Origin of the sequence: Paeniglutamicibacter terrestris (assembly GCF_012271785.1) — a bacterium.
Classification (GTDB): Bacteria; Actinomycetota; Actinomycetes; order Actinomycetales; family Micrococcaceae; genus Paeniglutamicibacter; species Paeniglutamicibacter terrestris.
Genome location: NZ_JAAWVT010000010.1, coordinates 23,081 through 38,918, shown reverse-complemented (window position 1 = coordinate 38,918; position 15,838 = coordinate 23,081). Strand labels below are relative to the sequence as shown.

The window sequence follows — 15,838 nt, the reverse complement described above, 5'->3', positions numbered from 1 at the left end:
CAGAAGCAGGGGTCGGATAAAACGATGCCGGCGAAGCCTCAGATATTGGGTCGTGGGCTACGCCCCGGTGGCAGGTCCAGTTGAGTCATCTTCGTCAACGCGTTTTCGATCTCGCCAGGCTCCGGTGGACCATAAAGTCAGGATGATCAGCAGCGGCTGGAAGAAGAGTCGGATGAACCGCTGCGCATCGGTATCCAGTCCAAATCCGTCCCGCCCGTGAAGCCATTGCGCCACGTTCCCGGGGAACACGGCAACAAAAAACAGCGCAACCGCCCAGCCTACGGGCACCCGCCACCGGGCAAGAATTAGCAGCGCCAGGCCCAGAAGAATCTCGATTATTCCGGAGCCTAGGACCACCAGATCCGCGTTCAACGGCACAAATTCCGGAACCTGCGCCCGAAATTCGGCTCGCGCAATCGAAAGATGACTTGTCCCGGCGGCTAAGAGGAATATACCCAGCAGGATGCGCATGATCGAGCGCGGCCAGGAGGTGGGTCCACTGGCCGTTCGGAGCCAGTGGACCCACCTCCCGGAAGGCTTAATCATCGGAGACCAGAACCGTTACTTCGATGTTGCCACGGGTCGCATTTGAGTAGGGGCAGACCTGGTGTGCCGCATCGGCGAGAGCCTGAGCTTGTTCGTGGGGCATGTCCGGGATGATGACCTCGAGCTCAACGGCCAGCTGGTAGCCGCCGGCTTCTAGTTGCCCGAAGTGCACGCGGCCGCCGACGGTGGAATTCTCCACCTTGACCTTTTGAGTTCGAGCAACGAGCTGCAATGCCGAATGGAAGCAGGCAGCAAAGCCTGCGGCAAAGAGCTGCTCTGGATTGGTGCCGTTTCCGGAGCCACCCAATTCCTTCGGTGGAGTCATGGCCACGTCGAGGGTACCGTCGGAAGTGAAGACTCGTCCTTCACGTCCCTGGCCGGTGGAGAGTGCTTCGGCTGTGTAAAGAGTGTTCATGGCGTTTGCCTTTCAGCGGTTGATGGTTTGCTCAGCGCGTGGCGCTGAAGTTAGTGGTTGGTTCTTGATCAAACGGCTACTTTTCAGCCATGGTTCACAGCGGCGCAGTGTAAACAGGTATTCAATTACCTGCCGGAACACCATTGCGCATGGTGGTAGTCAGTTGCTGGAGTGTGCTGATCAACTCGCGGGCGGCGGCCAGATCAGGCAGTCCGGTGCAGCGTGCGATGACCCCGGGGATGTGCCCGAGTTCTTCGCGCAGTGCATCGGCACGGGCCGTGGCAGCGATGGTGACAATCCGCTGATCCTTTGAAGCACGATGACGCGCCACCAGGTCCTTGGCTTCCATTCGGCGCAATAGTGGCGAAAGCGTCCCGGAATCGAGCTGGAGCATGTCCCCCAGTTCGTGTACCGGTTTCTCGCCTTCACGCCAAAGGACAACCAATACCAGGTACTGCGGATAGGTGAGGTCCCATGGGGCCAATAGCTCGGTGTATGCCCTCGTGGTGGCGCGCGTGGCCGAGTAGAGGGAAAAGCAGACCATTTCATCAACAACTGACATGTTCATTATCATTGCACACAACTAAGTTGTGCACAACTTAGTATTCTTGGGATTCACTCCCGAGTCCACCACCCGCGGCTGGGGCATTCATCTGGCCCCAGCCGGGACCCCGGCATCTCCGATGTCAAAAACGTTGTTTAGCGGCGCCCAGTGAAGTGCTCCATGGACTTATAAACCCCGAAGACCCGCCCCGCCACCACGTCCCAGGCGGCAACCGGCAACACACCGCGCAATGCGGTGCTCAGTTTCACCGTCCAGGGCATCATCAGCATGGGCTGACCATCCTTCATGGCCTGCCACACTCGGTCGGTCACAGCTTTCGGTTCAAGCAAAGGAGTTAATAGTGGACCACGCACTCCTTCGAACATTCCGGTCTTGATATACGAGGGACAGAATGTCGTCACCTTGATGTGCCGATGCCCCGCCTGCTCCAACTCCAGACGCAACGAGTCACTCCACCCGATGACCGCCCACTTGGAGGAGGAATACACGCTCATCCTTGGGTTCGAAAGCAGCCCCGCGGCCGACGCGACATTCACAATCCGTGAGGTGCGCCCGCGTTCGATCATGGCAGGAAGGAATTCGCGAGTGATATGCATCAGCGCAAGCGCATTGATATTCATGGTCGCAGCAATATCAGTGCGCTGGTCGTGTTCCCAAAAGTACTTACCGCGAATAATCCCCGCATTGTTGATCAACACGTCCGGCGCCCCGGCGCCGCTGCGCACCTGACTGGCGGCCGCCTCGATGGATTCGAGCCGACCCACGTCTACTACCTGTGTGTGAATCTCACTGCCCTGACCGCTCAACTCAGCCGCGGCTTTCTCGAGCTGCTCGGCATTAATGTCCCAGAGAATGACATGGCTGGCGTGATCACGTACCGCGAGATCGGCATACATCCTGCCCATGCCCATCGCCGCTCCGGTGATCAACACCGTTGATCCGGCCAAGGTTCCGATGCTTTGGTTCATGGTTTCTCCTTTTGTGGTGATGCACTGGAAGCTTCCCCGACGGCCGGTGCCTCGGCAGTAGCTGCGGGGATGAGCTTTCCGGGATTCATGATGCCCGTGGGATCAAGACTTTCCTTGATCCTTCTTAACACCTCAAGTCCCAGCCTGCCGATTTCTGAGCTCATGTAGGGGGCGTGCTCGATGCCCACCCCGTGATGATGGGTGATGGTGGCCCCGGCCGCGACGATGGCCGCGGAGGCCGCCTTCTTGACACGGGCATTTTGTGCCAGCCCATCGCGCTCCAAGCCACCGAGGAAGGTGAAATAGAGCGAGGCGCCGTCGGGGTAGACGTGGGAAATGTGCGTCTGCACATATCCGGAACCGCCGTTGGCCGCCAGCGCGTCAAGGATCGCGCCGCGCACCGCGGTGTAGGTGCTCTGGAGTTGACTCCACGTGGCGGCAGTTTCTAGGGTCTCAACCAACACGCCGCGAGTGAGCAATTCATCACGCAGATAGGGTCCGGAAAAGCGCCCGCGTTCCCAGGCCCGCGCCGGCATGGGACCGAGCGGGATCCCGCCGGCGGCGCGCAGGATCCTCGCGCTGCGCCGCCGGCGGGCGGCCGTTTCCCGAGCTTCTCCCTCCCACAGAAAGAGAGCCAGCGCGGGACTTTGCTGAGAGCGCAGCCCGAGGTACGCGGCCAGAACCGCGGTCTTGGTACCTCCGAGCTTGAAGGTCGCTGCGGTCTGGTCGGTATCGCTGAGCCGGCAGACATGGGGCATGTCCCCGCGGACACCCTCCTGGCGCAGCTTCCGCAGGGCCTCGGCCCCGGCGGCAAACGACGGGAAAGACCACGCGCCGTGACTCTTATGTTGGGGCAACGGTTGAATGACTACGGTGGCGGAGGTGATCACGCCAAGAGTGCCCTCGGATCCCAGGATCACATCTAGCAGCTTCGGCCCGGCCGCGGTTCCGGGGGCCAGCGAGCCAACGTCGAGCGGACCCGCAGGGGTTTCTACATGCGCGGACTTGACCACATCATCGGAGCGGCCGTAACCGGTGGAGGCTTGTCCGGCGGAACGTGTTGCCAGGTAGCCACCCAGGGTCGCCTCCTGATGGCTTTGTGGGAAGTGACCAAGCGTGAAGCCCAGCGGTTCCAGTGCTGCCTCGATCGCCGGTCCCCGGATGCCCGCCTCAAAGGTAGCGGTGCACGAGAGCCCATCGAACTTCAATAATTTGTCCATGCGCCGCATATCCAGCGTGAGCACACCCTCGAGCTGCCCGTGCAGGGGTTCTACGCCCCCGACCACGGAGGTGCCGCCGCCAAAGGTCACCACGGCCAGACGCCGCCGAACGCACAATTCCAGAATCCGACGGACGTCCGTCTCACTGCCGGGGAAGAGCACCGCGTCGGGTGCTTGCCGCGCGTCCCCGGCGCGGATGCGCAGCAGGTCCGGGGTGCTCTTGCCGCCCGAGTGGAGTAGACGTTCGGTTTGGTCAGTAGAAACGTGAGCGTCCCCGAGCAGCTCGCGCAATTCCTCCAGTACTTCGCCATCAAGATGCCCCTCGCCAACGTGTACTTCAGCGAAGTCAACGGGCGGATGGGAGAGATCCACACTGTGAAGGCCCAGGGTGGTGCGCAGGTATTCGAGGGCACCCTCAGTCAGCGGCCGGGCTCGAGAGGGGTCTCCCCACCCGTACCAAACCGAGCGGGGAATCTCCTCTGTGTTCTGCGTCACCATGGGATACAGTGTTACACATGCCGTCACAACGTACCAGTAGCCCCGGCGATGACAAGCTCCTGATCGCCACACGCGAGTCGGTAGTCCGCCACGGGGTACGTCGGACTACCGCCAACGATATTGCCGAACGGGCAGGGGTCTCCCGCATGACCTTCTACCGGCGCATGGGCTCGGTTGAAAACGCGGTATTGGCCACCCTGACCCGGGAGTTCCGCACCGTCGCTGCCGATGTCCGCTCGAGCTCCCCCACTGGCACCGGTCGCGACGAGTTAGTGCATTTCGCCATTCACTGCGTGCGCGTCTTTGCCACCTCCGAACTTCTAGACTCCATTGCCGAGCGTGACCCCGAGTTCCTCATCCCCTATGTGACCGACAGATTTGGTGCGAGCCAGCAACTGATCCTTGATGAGTTCCAGGGCTTGATAACCGCTGGGCTGGCGGATGAGAGTATTCGGGCGACACCCGCTACCGCCACAACATTGCTGCTCGCCCTGCAAGGTGTGGCGCTCTCGGCTCGACTGCTGCGTAAGACTGGTGACTTCGAAGAATCGCTCGTGGAGCTCGAAACGATGATCACCCGCCACCTCACACCCTCCGCTGCTCCTACGGCAGGAGTCGAATCGTGAGCCCCGGGGATAAGACCTGGATCAACGACGCCACCCGGCTCCACTCGCTGGAGCACTTGCGCGCACACACCGTGGATGTAGCGGTCATTGGCGGCGGAATCACCGGCGCCGGGGTGGCATTGGACGCCGTGAGTCGCGGATTCTCCGTGGCATTACTCGAGTCCAAAGACTTCGGCTCCGGCACCAGCGGATACAGCTCCAAACTGATCCACGGCGGTCTACGCTATCTGGCTAGGGGCGATTTCTCGGTGGCCTGGGAATCAGCGATGGAGCGGCGCTGGCTCATGGATTCGATCGCCCCGCACCTGATCCGCCCGCTGGGATTCATCATCCCGGACACCGTCGGCACCCAACGCACCGAAACCGCCGCGGCCGCGGTGGGTGTGGCACTCTATGATCTGCTGCGCCGAGCCTCGGGTCTGAGCAGCAGTATCATGCCTCGGCCCCAACTACTTTCGAAACAGGCCGTCGCGGCCATGGCGCCGGCGCTGGATAACCCGGGGCTGCGCCGCGGGCTACTCTACTGGGACGGCCAGGTCATCGACGATACCCGCCTGGTCATGGGCGTTCTGCGCACCGCCGCCGGGCTTGGCGCCCACGTTCTGCGCGATGTGCACGCCACCGCTATCACCGCTACCTCCGTAGCGGCCAGCAACACCCGCACCGGTGAGGCCATGACGGTGCACGCCCGCACGGTCATCAATGCGGCGGGTGTATGGGCAGCGGATTTTGATCCTTTACTGACCATGACCCCAAGCCGGGGCACCCACCTGGTTGTCCGCGCCGAACGCCTGGGCAACCCGCATGCAGCACACACCGTGGCGGTGCCCGGGCACTTCGGCCGGTACGTATTTGTGCTGCCCCAGCCCGATGACGTGGTGTACATCGGGCTCACCGATGAGGAGGACCGCGCCGCGGACGGCCACCACCCCGCCGTGCCGACGCACGACATCGATTTTCTGCTCGGCACCATCAACCGGGTACTTGGTGTCCCGCTGCAACGCTCCGACGTGGTCGGTTCGTTTGCCGGGTTGCGCCCGCTGGTGCGCTCCTCCGGGCCCGGGGAAACCGATCCCACCTCCGATATTTCCCGCAACCATCTGGTGCGCGATGTCCCCGGAGAAGCGATCACCGTGGTGGGCGGCAAACTCACCACCTACCGCCGCATGGCGCAGGACGCGGTGGACGCCGCCGCCGCTCGACTCGGAAGCTCCACTCCGAGCCGAACCAAGAAGCTTCCGCTGATCGGCGCCGCACCGCGCGCCACGCTGGCCACCCTGGAGGCACCGGCACGACTGCTTGCCAAATACGGCACCGAGGCACCGGCCGTCCACCAGCTCGCTGGAACACACCGCCTGCTGGCCGAACCGCTCTTTACCGGCACACAGATCACCGGGGCCGAACTACTCTTCGCCATCCGCGCTGAGGCTGCAACAAGCCTCGAAGACTTACTTGAGCGCCGAACCCGGCTTTCCCTCGTTCCCGAAGACGCGGATAGGGCACGCGGCCGCGCCGCTGAAATCCTGGCTCTGGCCGCCGACACCCAACTCGCCACAGGAACCACCGAATGAAGCCTCCCGCCCCCGGCCCCGCCCTGCTACTAGTCAACCCGACCTCGGGCCGCGGCCGCGGCCGCAGGCTCTGGGAGCAAACCGCCGCCGCCCTGCACGCGGCGGGATACACCCCCACCGTGCACCTGACCGAAAACCTTACCGAAGCCACGCAGAGGGCACGCACAGCGGCACCCGGATCCTTGATAGCGGCGCTGGGCGGGGACGGGTTCCTCGGCGCAACGGCCGCCGGAGCCAAAGAATCCGGAGCCGTGCTGCTGCCTCTGGCTGGGGGCCGTGGGAACGACACGATCCGCCGCATCGGTCTGGGCCTGGACCCGGTGCGGACCGTCAGGGGCCTTTCGCAGCTGGTGGTGCGCGACATGGATCTGGGGCTGGTCAACGGCCGTCCATACTTAGGCGTCGCCAACGTCGGTTTCGACGCGCTGGCCAATGACTACGGCAACAGAGTACGGATCAACCTCGGACCATTCGTCTATCTCTACGGCGGGCTGCGGGCGTTCGCCGAATGGCGCAATGTCACGTTCACGCTCGAGGTGGACGGGGTGAGAAGCAGCGTTCCGGGCTGGTTTGTCGCCGTGGGCAACGTCGGGCAGTACGGCGCAGGGCTGCGCATCTGTCCGCAGGCCACGGTCGACGACGGCCTGCTGGACATCGTCACCCTGGGCAGGGCCGGCATCATGGGCGTGGTCCTGACCTTCCTGCGCTCCTACCGGGGCACCCATTTGCGCCAGGAAAACGTCTCCTTCACCCGCGGCCGAGTGATCACCATCGACGCCAGCAAGCCGTTGGACATCTTTGCCGACGGAGAAAATATCGGCCGGCTGCCGGCAACGATCACGATCCTGCCCGCAGCCCTCAAGGTGCTGGTGCCAAAAAATTCCCCGGTTTTCACCTGAGCCCGCAGCAGAATGGGCAGTCCACAACCTTTCGATGTCCACTCAGAGCATGCGCCACGGAGCGTCTTCACGTCCCGTCCGGGGAAGAACCTCGTGTCACGCATCAGTTCGCGGGGACATGAAAGATAATCGAGGAGTTGCACGCCTTGGGTGGGACGTGCGGCGACGGGAACGGGCCTCTGCCCAATCCTTGCGGCGCATCGGGCGGGACCCGGAGCGCCAGCCACGGGGCCACGGTGGTCTCCGGTAATGAAAAAAGTGAGGTCTTGCCATGTCACGAACGGTCAATGCGCTGGTCCCAAAGAAACTCCCAGTGCTCCCTCCCGGACGGGGGCATTGGGCCACGGGCCCACGCGCACTCAGCCTGCTGCTGGCCGCCGGCCTGTGCCTAGCGATGGGCGCCATTCCTGCACGGGCGGCCGTGACCGTGCAGATGGCGGAGGATCCCGGACCGGTCGGCAGTTTTGAATGGAAGGGCTTCAACTGGCAGAAGCGCTTCTGGAGCGGGGGACCGCAGTTCAACGGTGCTTTCGATCCGGCGAATGTCAGCAGCCCGGATGCCAACGGATATGTCACCCTGAAGCTGTCCAACCCCACCGGCTCGGCGCCGGCCGGCGCGGAGATCCAGTCAACGCGGGAGGGTTTCGGCTATGGAACCTACAGCACCACCGTCGCCAAGAACGTCAGCGCCCTGCAGCCCGAAGTCGTCTGGGGATGCCTATTCACCTACGACCCCGAGGCGGATCCGGGCTACAACGAAATTGATCTGTGCGAGGCGTCCGCGTGGGGAGGTGGCGGAGCCTATGGCGAGAACTGGCCGGTGACCCAAGGCCACGGCTACTGGTTCGATGCCTTGCTGCCACCGGGCGAGGGAAATAGCACCATCACCTTTCCCACCACGACCAATGTGGTGACGACGCACCGGCTTTTCTGGGAACCATCCAAGTTAACCTTTGAGACCTATGCCGGCACGGGTTTCACCGGGACGCTACTCAAGCGAACCGTTATGCAAGGCGCCACGGTTCCGATTCCGGCCAAGGAAGCCGTCCACTTTAACTTGTGGGTCACCGGCGGAGGCGGCGGTGACCCGTTGCATGTTGCGCCCGAGACGGTGGTCATCCGCGACTTCTCCTATGCTCCCCTAAGTACGCTCACCGCGCCGACACCAACAATCAGCGGGACACTTATCACCGGAAACACGCTCACCGCGAACCCCGGCACCTGGACCTCGGGCACCACCCTGAAGTACCAGTGGTACCGCTCGGGAGCCGCCATCTCCGGGGCCACCGCCAAGACCTACAAGCTCGCGGCCATCGATGCCGGGGACACCATCAAGGTCCGCGTCACGGGTTCCAAGACCGGTTACACGACGGTGTCCAAGTACTCGGCGGCCACCGCTCCGGTGTCTTAACCCGCTGATGGCGCCGGGAATCGCTGGTCAATTGACTACGGTTCCCGGCGCCATCAAGAGCCAGTGGTGTACCTAGGACTTGCGCGCGCGGACCGGGACGATCCGTTTGATGGCCAGGCCGAGGGCCAGCATGGCGAAGCCTGCCAGGGCGAACCAGAATATTTGTCCCGCACCAGTCATCGCGAGGGTCGCCGAACCGGCGCCTGCGGCCATGGGGATCGTTGGGTTGTTGTACATTTTTCTACCAAACCTTTTTCTTGTTAAACATTGCATCCATGTATGCCTTGGCGTGGACAGCCTGTAAGAAGAGGTCAATGACCGTTTCGTACATGGTCGCCGCCAACAGCATGTATTTCCATCCCCTGAGCCGCACTGTCACGACCCGTTCGAGGACAAACACTCCGGTCACCGCCATCCAGAAGGCATGGAGGTGAAGTCCTGCTCCCGACCCCACTGCGTAGGCGATCGAGGCCAAGTACGCCACGGTGACCAGTACGCCGACCATGGACAGGAGTTGGCGCCCCCAGTAGGGTCGGGTGACCTTGGTCCAGCCGTACTGCACGCAGTTTTCCACCGCACCCCTTTTCCACCTCAGGCGTTGGGCCCACAGCTCGCGCCAGGTCGGCATGACCTCGGTGACCAGGGTGCAGTCGGCCGGCGAAAGGATGTTGAATCCCAGGGTGAGTAGTGCGAAGGAAAGTTCATTGTCTTCAGTCAGCACCGAGGTGTCATAGACCCCGCCGCGTCCGTTGCCCGCCGGCAGCGAGCCCTGGATTCTGGCCAGCGAGACGCCCCGCAGCGTCCGCACCCGGAACAGCGCTGCTGTTCCGGTCACGACGAGGCATTTCCCATTCAGGCGCTTGACGTCCCGGGCGTATCGGGAATACTCGTTGCGCTGTAGGTGGCCGACGAAGCCTCCGCCCGGACCGCCGCGAAACACGCCGCCAACCGCACCGAGCTTGTCGTCGGAACCGAGATGGCTGACCGCGTTCTCGATGAAGTCTGGCGCCAGCTGCGAGTCCGCATCCTGGACCAGGATCAGGTCATCCGGGTCAGCTCCCTCGAGCAGTCGGCCGAGCGCGAAGTTCAACGCGCCGGCCTTCTTGTCCGTGTTGCCCACCGTGCAGATGACTTCCGCACCCTGAGCCAGGGCAAGTTGCTCCGTGTTATCGGTGCAGTTATCGGCAATGACGATCACCCGGTCTGGACGTCGGGTTTGTTGTCCCAACGATTCCAGGGTCTCAATGATTGCTTCGGATTCATTGTGTGCCGGTACCAGCACGGTTACCACGCCGCCAGTGGCCCGGTGTGAAGCGCGGGAGGACTCCGCATTGGAAGCCTGCAATATTGAAGCGAGATTCCTTGCTTCAATGGTGTTTTCGTGACGCATCGGGTCCTCCCCTGATCGTGTTTCCTTGCTGTTTTTCAACTTTGACATGGGTATCTCAACTCAACGGCAAGAAATCCGCAGCAAAGGAACAGGACTGAAACAGGAACGTAGCAAGAAAACCTGCAGGTGTTCGGTGCATCACTTCCAGCAGGTTCTTCAGCTCGCCGCCGCCGGACGGGGATCACAGCATCGAGCTACAGACCCTCCGACTCACGTCTGGCCACGATGGTCACGGGCGGCGGATCCAGGGGTCAGCCCGAATGCCCGAGTTGTTCAGCGACACGAGGATTCCCCACGACGGGAGATAGGCCAGATGCCGCGGCACTAAGGCAAGTCATGTTGCCCAGCTCAACGAGGTCCTAGCCTCCGGTTCCGCGGAAATTGAGGTCACTGGGGGAATCCGGGGCATCGCCTCGCTGAGCTTGCAGCCGGGAGTCAGCCTGCGCGGCGGTGAATCGGCAGTCTCTGCCAAAGGCCCGAAATTGACCTGCAAAAACCCCTGTCGAGCGTGGCCTTGCGGAGCTCCCCCCCATGAACGGGCGATCTACAACGATCCAACCATTGCCGACCTTGGCACGCTGCGCCTGCGCAACGTCACCACCCACTGACAGATCTACCTCAGTATTTAGGGCAACATCCTCGCCGGCCGCGTTGAGGCCAACGCAGTCCATGGGGCCGAGTCCGAGGGTAAGGGGCGAACGGACCGGCCAGCTGACTTCGGGGTTATGGCCAAACAGAGCGCCTTCACCTTGTGGAACCGGTGGGCCGAGCGCCCGGTGGTTTTGACTGTTCGGCTGAATAACGTCGCGGACAACTCAGTAGGTCCCTCGGTGCGTGGAGGCGGGATATCTGTCGGCGGACCGTTTATGCCTGCGGCATTTTCGACGCACGCGTTGCGCCGGGATCCCGGATTTGATCGGCGACGGCGTCCTCATTATTAGCCGCACCCGAGCCAAGCAGGTGCTCAACCTCGAAACGACTACCACCTACGGGCAGAACGATATGGCCTTGGGCAACGTCTCTTCGAACACCCCAGCGGCATCGGGTTCGTGAACTTCGGGGCCATCGATGTGCTCAGCGTCGAAGGCCCCTATCAAAACCATCGGGTTCGGGGCGTTCGGCATTAACGTGTGCGACGGATCCCTGAACGAGGCGACCGTCGAGTCGATCACCATCACCAGAAACGGGACGGTGGGGGCACAGGTCAGCCTCCAGCGGCACCGGCGAGTCGCTGGCCGGGGGCGTGTTGATGCCGCACTCGGCGATCGCGTTGAGCGTGAAGCCATCCGGGCGCTTCCGGGAGCTGGCCGATTGGTTACACCGTAGCGCGCAGTAGCCTGCGGAGGCGGGCGGATGCATCTAGCAGCCGCTGGCAGCCAGGTCCTCGGCGACAGCTCCTCACCGCAGACGACGTGCCGCTGTAGCGTCACAGCCCATTGTCGCGTTGGTTAACATGGCACCGGTGTCCACGGGGATTATTCGGCTGCTGCCCGGTGGAGGGCGGCAGACACGTCGGCGCAACGACCAGTGCGCAGGAATTCAGCGTGGGGGCACGGCGCGTTGGTGCTTCAACGGCATGGGTCCCACCTGTCCGTGTCTCCCACCGCCAAAAGAGGCAAAACACGCAGCGCAAGAAAATGCGGGCCGGGGAGCTGTGCAGAATACACCGCTCCCCGACCCGCAGCCGCGCTGGCCTTTCGGTCTTAGCCGACGGCCACGCGGATCTTGTTGGCCCACGGATCATCAAAACGAAGTTCCGCACCGGTGTGGTGATTCGCGACGCCGGCAACATTCAGTCGGTCGGCCAGGGCACCAACCTCGTCATTGTTCGGCACGGTGATGACAACTTCGCCGAGGCCCAAAGTGTCCTTGCGGGGTCCCGCACCGCGGGAGTTCCACACATTCATGGCCATGTGGTGGTGGTATCCGCCAGCGGAAACAAAGAGCGCCTGGCCGTGGAAGCTCGTGGTCTTGGCGAAGCCCAGGGTGTCAACGTAGAACTTCTCTGCCGTGGCGACGTCGCCAACCTGCAGGTGCACGTGACCGATGCCGGCGTTGGCGGTGCTCAGTCCCCTGACGGCAGCCTCGTTGACGTGCTTGTTGAGGTACTCATTCGGATCCAAGTAAATGGTGTCCATGGCTACGGTATCCCCGTTCCAGCTCCAGGTATCGCGGGGCCGGTCCCAGTAGAGCTCAATGCCGTTGCCCTCGGGGTCGTTGAAGTAGAAGGCTTCGGAAACTAAGTGATCTGAGCTGCCGGTGAACAGCGAGCCGTCGAACTGCGCGGCGGCCAGCACCGTGGCAGCGAGATCCGATTGCGAGTCAAAGAGCAATGCGGTGTGGAAAAGCCCGGCCTCGCCGCGAGCTGGAAGGTTCAGGCCCTTGCCGTCGGAGAGGTGGACAAGCTCAAGTCCACGGCGTCCCAGGCCGGTCCCGGCCGCTCCTTCGGAGAGAATCTCGAGGCCCAGCGCCTGTTGATAGTAGGCGCTCATTTTCTTCATGTCCCCTACCTTGAGCATGACGGTGCCCATGGCCAGCTCGGCTGACAGTTGATCTCGGGTGCTGGTGCTCATGGCGGTGACTCCTTGGACGACGGGGATGGGCTGCTCTTCCTCAAGTATGGCACCAAATACTTGAAGCTACAACCATAATGCGTGTTCCCTCCATCACGGCCGGAACAAGCTGGTGGCATCATGTCCGCGCGCGAGCCCGCATCGGGTTTAGTGCCGGGCACCATTCTTCCAATAGCCACAGAAGGTGATGTGTGACTTGGGAACACCAGCGCCGACCCAATGCCGGCGCACGCCGCTGGCCAGCAAGGACTCCCCCACCACCCAGCCGTAAAACGGCTCCCGCGGAATCTGCAGTGCCCGCAACGCATCAAGGGCCACGCTCCCAGGCAACGCGGTTCCCGTCCGCGGGAGCCAGCGCACCTCGACCCCTGCGGGGGCAGGAACATCCCGGCGATCCGCTACATCGGGAACCTCCAGCAGCGCGGTGCCCGTGATATGCCGCGGCAGGGCAGCGAGCACCCCTGCGGCGGCCGGCAGGCCCGTCTCGTCCGCAACGATGAAAACGCTCTCGAGATGCCCGGGGCGGTTAAAACCCAGGCCCTCGTCGATGAACGCCACTTTCTCCCCCGGGAGGGCATCTCGGGCCCACCGTGCGGCGGGGCCCAGGGATCCGTCGGGCGCCGAGTGCAGCACAAAATCAACATCCAGCTCCGGTCCCTGCAGCCCCGCGGGCCGGAATTCGGCCACGGTGTAGTTGCGCAGGATCGGCCGCGCCCCCTTGGGCAGCGCCAGATACTTGAGGTAGGCGAGGGTGTCGAGCTTCTGCGGCAGGCGCTCTAAGCTGCCAGCGGCGGAAGGCAGGAAGAGGCGGAACCACTGGTCGAACCCCAGAGGGACGAAGTCCCTCAGCGTTCCGTGCCCCAGCGTCACCCGCTGGAAGCTGTGGCCCAGGCGCAGACTGCGCAGCACCTGCGCGTGGATAAGTCCCGGGGTTTGGGCCGCCACGCGTGCTGCCGCCATGTTGGTTCTGGCCATCTTCTCCTGCTTTCGTTGCGGTTCGGTTTTGCCTAGTGGCTGGGGCTGCGCGAGCGCCACAGTAGGTACATGAAGTAGGGGGCACCGACCAAGGCCGTCATGATTCCGGCCGGGATCTGCCCCGGGGCGATGACGGTACGCCCGACGGTGTCGGCGATCGAGACGGTACATGCGCCGATGAGCAGCGCCACCGGCAACACCCGGGTGTGGCGGGCACCAACCAGCGAACGAGCGGCATGCGGGGCCACCAACCCCACGAAGGCGATCACCCCGACCGTGGACACGGCACCGGCGGTCAGTAACACCGCGCCGCCCAGCAGCCAGAGCCGGGCCGGCACCAGCGCGATGCCCAACACCCGTGGGGAGTCATCATCCAGCGCCAGCACATCTAGGTCCCGGCGCATCCAGATGAGCAGCGGAATGACCAGAGCGATGGCCAGCGCCACGGGCAGCACCGAGGTGAGAGAACGCCCGTAGGTGGAACCCGAGAGCCAGGTCAACGCCTTGGTTTGCGAATAGGGGTTGGTGGTAACCAGCAACACGTTGATCAATGCCGAGAGCGCGGCGGAGACACCGATGCCGATGAGCACCAGCCTGCCCTGCTGCAACCCGCCGCGCATCGCCAGGCCGAAGACCAGCACCGCCACCAACCCCGCGCCAGCCAGCGCGGCACCGCTCACGGCCCAGGCGCCGGCCATTGGCGCCAAAGTCAACACGAGAATCGCCGCCAGCCCACCACCTCCGGAGACGCCCAGAATGCCCGGGTCGGCCAGCGGATTGCGAGAAACGCCCTGCACCAGGGTGCCAGCGAGCGCCAGAGCCACACCAGCCAGCACCGCCGCCAGCACCCGCGGCAGGCGGGTGCCAAGCACGGCCGAGACGGTGTCCCCGGCCCGGCCGGAAATCCAGTTCTGGACGTCCCCCAGCAGCAGCTTGGCATCCCCCAGCAAGACTCCGGCAATCACTAGCCCGGTCAGCAGCAAGACTAGGGCCAGCAGCACCGCGAGGAACGTGCGGAAACTGCGGATCTTCGCCAGTGCGTCGCCGCCGCCTGCCATCGACCCGTCGCTCATGCGCACGGCCAGGACGACCAGAAAAATCGCGCCGAGCAGCGTGGTGACAACGCCCGTGGGGACCTCGACCCCCGCCTTGGCCCCGAGCACCACGCGCACCAGGACGTCGGCCCCGACGACCACCAGCGCACCGGTGATCCCCGACAGCGGCAACAACGCCCGGTGCCGTCCCAACCCCGGGATCTTGCCACTGAGCAGGCGGATAATGGCCGGGGCACACAACCCCACAAAACCGATGGGGCCGGCCAGGGACACGGCGGCGGCCGAGAGGAGCACCGCGGCGAGCACCGCGCACAGACGCGCGACGCGCGGGTCGGCCCCGGCCAGCCGGGAGGCGTCCTCGCCCAGGCCCAGCAGGTCAAGTCGCCGGGAGAGGGCACACAGCGCCAGAATTCCGATCGCGATGACGGGGGCCAGCTGCACCAGTTCGGTGCTGCGCGACTGCACGATGCTGCCGCTGCCCCAGGCCAGCAGCCCGGTGGTTTCCTGGCTGTAGAGCAGGATCAGGGCGCTGGTCACCGAGCCCAGTCCCAGTGCTAGGGCGGATCCGGCCAGCACCAGGCGGATCGGTCCGCTCGCGGCACGAGTCCCGGCCCCGGAGAGCGCGAGAACTAGGGCCGCGGCACCAAGTCCGCCCAGGAATGAGACCGACCCGGAGACCAGTGGTGGCATGGTGAAGCCCAGTACCGCCACCGAGACGATGGCCAGGTGTGCCCCGGCATTCACCGCCAGGGTGTCCGGGGAGGCAAGGATGTTTCCACTGGCGGACTGCATGCCCGCCCCGGCAACCCCCAGCGCGATACCTACCAGCAGCCCGGCTAGCAAACGTGGGACGCGCGAGGCGATGAGCACCGCGGAGTCCTGTTCCGCGCCGCGGCCAGCGAGCACGCCCCAGAGCTCCCCAATCCCCAGCGTCGCGGTGCCTTGGGTCAGGTGCACGGCGGCCAGCACCGCCAGGCTCCCGAGCAGCATCGCAGCCAGAGCACCGACCGAGCGCCACCACGGAACCCGCGCCGCGGAGGCGATGACCGGGGCCACTTCAGGGGCTGCGGTGTCTTGACGGACGGATTGACTCACGATTCTTGCTTCCTGCTGTCTTTGGGCGGTC

15 protein-coding genes are annotated in these 15,838 nt (G+C 63.9%); 5 read left to right on the top strand and 10 right to left on the bottom strand.

The window, feature by feature from the left end; genetic code table 11:
* Window positions 1-57: 57 nt before the first annotated feature.
* The 5 genes from HED64_RS16615 to HED64_RS16595 all read right to left on the bottom strand — a co-directional run bounded on the left by HED64_RS16615 (window position 58) and on the right by HED64_RS16595 (window position 4,212).
* Window positions 58-546, bottom strand: a complete 489-nt coding sequence (locus HED64_RS16615) for a DoxX family protein (protein WP_168153103.1) — start codon at window positions 544-546, stop codon at window positions 58-60.
* Complete coding sequence (locus HED64_RS16610; protein WP_168153102.1) at window positions 539-961, bottom strand: organic hydroperoxide resistance protein; 423 nt, start codon at window positions 959-961, stop codon at window positions 539-541. The genes HED64_RS16615 and HED64_RS16610 overlap by 8 nt, the downstream gene beginning before the upstream one ends.
* A gap of 121 nt (window positions 962-1,082) precedes the next feature.
* Window positions 1,083-1,523 carry a MarR family winged helix-turn-helix transcriptional regulator gene (locus HED64_RS16605; RefSeq protein ID WP_210149866.1) on the bottom strand — a complete coding sequence of 147 codons (441 nt, stop codon included), beginning with the start codon at window positions 1,521-1,523 and terminating at the stop codon, window positions 1,083-1,085.
* Between the two features lie 137 nt (window positions 1,524-1,660).
* Entirely contained in the window at window positions 1,661-2,494 is an 834-nt protein-coding gene (locus tag HED64_RS16600; RefSeq protein WP_210149864.1) for an SDR family oxidoreductase, read from the bottom strand.
* The gene (locus HED64_RS16595; protein WP_168153101.1) at window positions 2,491-4,212 is read right to left on the bottom strand and encodes an FAD-binding oxidoreductase; all 1,722 of its coding nucleotides are present in this window, start codon (window positions 4,210-4,212) and stop codon (window positions 2,491-2,493) included. The genes HED64_RS16600 and HED64_RS16595 overlap by 4 nt, the downstream gene beginning before the upstream one ends.
* 17 nt (window positions 4,213-4,229) lie before the next feature.
* On the opposite strand from HED64_RS16595, the gene HED64_RS16590 reads away from it, so the two are divergent.
* The 4 genes from HED64_RS16590 to HED64_RS16575 all read left to right on the top strand — a co-directional run bounded on the left by HED64_RS16590 (window position 4,230) and on the right by HED64_RS16575 (window position 8,719).
* Window positions 4,230-4,838, top strand: a complete 609-nt coding sequence (locus HED64_RS16590; RefSeq protein ID WP_168153100.1) for a TetR/AcrR family transcriptional regulator — start codon at window positions 4,230-4,232, stop codon at window positions 4,836-4,838.
* Complete coding sequence (locus tag HED64_RS16585) at window positions 4,835-6,409, top strand: glycerol-3-phosphate dehydrogenase/oxidase (RefSeq protein ID WP_342590754.1); 1,575 nt, start codon at window positions 4,835-4,837, stop codon at window positions 6,407-6,409. The genes HED64_RS16590 and HED64_RS16585 overlap by 4 nt, the downstream gene beginning before the upstream one ends.
* Window positions 6,406-7,308, top strand: coding sequence for a diacylglycerol/lipid kinase family protein (locus HED64_RS16580; RefSeq protein ID WP_168153099.1), 903 nt, complete (start codon window positions 6,406-6,408; stop codon window positions 7,306-7,308). The genes HED64_RS16585 and HED64_RS16580 overlap by 4 nt, the downstream gene beginning before the upstream one ends.
* A 271-nt stretch (window positions 7,309-7,579) precedes the next feature.
* Window positions 7,580-8,719 carry a hypothetical protein gene (locus tag HED64_RS16575; RefSeq protein ID WP_210149862.1) on the top strand — a complete coding sequence of 380 codons (1,140 nt, stop codon included), beginning with the start codon at window positions 7,580-7,582 and terminating at the stop codon, window positions 8,717-8,719.
* 72 nt (window positions 8,720-8,791) lie between these two features.
* Here the strand turns inward: HED64_RS16575 and HED64_RS16570 are convergent, their stop codons facing one another.
* Window positions 8,792-8,956: a hypothetical protein gene (locus HED64_RS16570; RefSeq protein ID WP_168153098.1), complete on the bottom strand. Its 165-nt coding sequence runs from the start codon at window positions 8,954-8,956 to the stop codon at window positions 8,792-8,794.
* 4 nt (window positions 8,957-8,960) lie between these two features.
* Window positions 8,961-10,109: a glycosyltransferase family 2 protein gene (locus HED64_RS16565; protein WP_168153097.1), complete on the bottom strand. Its 1,149-nt coding sequence runs from the start codon at window positions 10,107-10,109 to the stop codon at window positions 8,961-8,963.
* Between the two features lie 834 nt (window positions 10,110-10,943).
* Here HED64_RS16565 and HED64_RS16560 point away from each other — a divergent pair.
* Window positions 10,944-11,162 carry a hypothetical protein gene (locus HED64_RS16560; protein ID WP_168153096.1) on the top strand — a complete coding sequence of 73 codons (219 nt, stop codon included), beginning with the start codon at window positions 10,944-10,946 and terminating at the stop codon, window positions 11,160-11,162.
* A gap of 650 nt (window positions 11,163-11,812) precedes the next feature.
* Here the strand turns inward: HED64_RS16560 and HED64_RS16555 are convergent.
* The 3 genes from HED64_RS16555 to HED64_RS16545 form a co-directional block, all read right to left on the bottom strand.
* The gene (locus tag HED64_RS16555; protein WP_168153095.1) at window positions 11,813-12,682 is read right to left on the bottom strand and encodes a VOC family protein; all 870 of its coding nucleotides are present in this window, start codon (window positions 12,680-12,682) and stop codon (window positions 11,813-11,815) included.
* A 147-nt stretch (window positions 12,683-12,829) separates the two neighbouring features.
* On the bottom strand, window positions 12,830-13,657 hold the full coding sequence (locus HED64_RS16550) for a siderophore-interacting protein (protein WP_245326062.1): 828 nt from the start codon (window positions 13,655-13,657) through the stop codon (window positions 12,830-12,832).
* A 32-nt stretch (window positions 13,658-13,689) separates the two neighbouring features.
* Window positions 13,690-15,807, bottom strand: a complete 2,118-nt coding sequence (locus HED64_RS16545) for an iron ABC transporter permease (protein WP_342590753.1) — start codon at window positions 15,805-15,807, stop codon at window positions 13,690-13,692.
* Window positions 15,808-15,838 lie beyond the last annotated feature (31 nt).

Coding starts and splice junctions, on each gene's coding strand:
- HED64_RS16615 (WP_168153103.1), bottom strand. CDS start 546: ATGATTAAGCCTTCCGGGAGGTGGGTCCACTGGCTCCGAACGGCCAGT.
- HED64_RS16610 (WP_168153102.1), bottom strand. CDS start 961: ATGAACACTCTTTACACAGCCGAAGCACTCTCCACCGGCCAGGGACGT.
- HED64_RS16605 (WP_210149866.1), bottom strand. CDS start 1,523: ATGTCAGTTGTTGATGAAATGGTCTGCTTTTCCCTCTACTCGGCCACG.
- HED64_RS16600 (WP_210149864.1), bottom strand. CDS start 2,494: ATGAACCAAAGCATCGGAACCTTGGCCGGATCAACGGTGTTGATCACC.
- HED64_RS16595 (WP_168153101.1), bottom strand. CDS start 4,212: ATGGTGACGCAGAACACAGAGGAGATTCCCCGCTCGGTTTGGTACGGG.
- HED64_RS16590 (WP_168153100.1), top strand. CDS start 4,230: ATGCCGTCACAACGTACCAGTAGCCCCGGCGATGACAAGCTCCTGATC.
- HED64_RS16580 (WP_168153099.1), top strand. CDS start 6,406: ATGAAGCCTCCCGCCCCCGGCCCCGCCCTGCTACTAGTCAACCCGACC.
- HED64_RS16575 (WP_210149862.1), top strand. CDS start 7,580: ATGTCACGAACGGTCAATGCGCTGGTCCCAAAGAAACTCCCAGTGCTC.
- HED64_RS16570 (WP_168153098.1), bottom strand. CDS start 8,956: ATGTACAACAACCCAACGATCCCCATGGCCGCAGGCGCCGGTTCGGCG.
- HED64_RS16565 (WP_168153097.1), bottom strand. CDS start 10,109: ATGCGTCACGAAAACACCATTGAAGCAAGGAATCTCGCTTCAATATTG.
- HED64_RS16555 (WP_168153095.1), bottom strand. CDS start 12,682: ATGAGCACCAGCACCCGAGATCAACTGTCAGCCGAGCTGGCCATGGGC.
- HED64_RS16550 (WP_245326062.1), bottom strand. CDS start 13,657: ATGGCCAGAACCAACATGGCGGCAGCACGCGTGGCGGCCCAAACCCCG.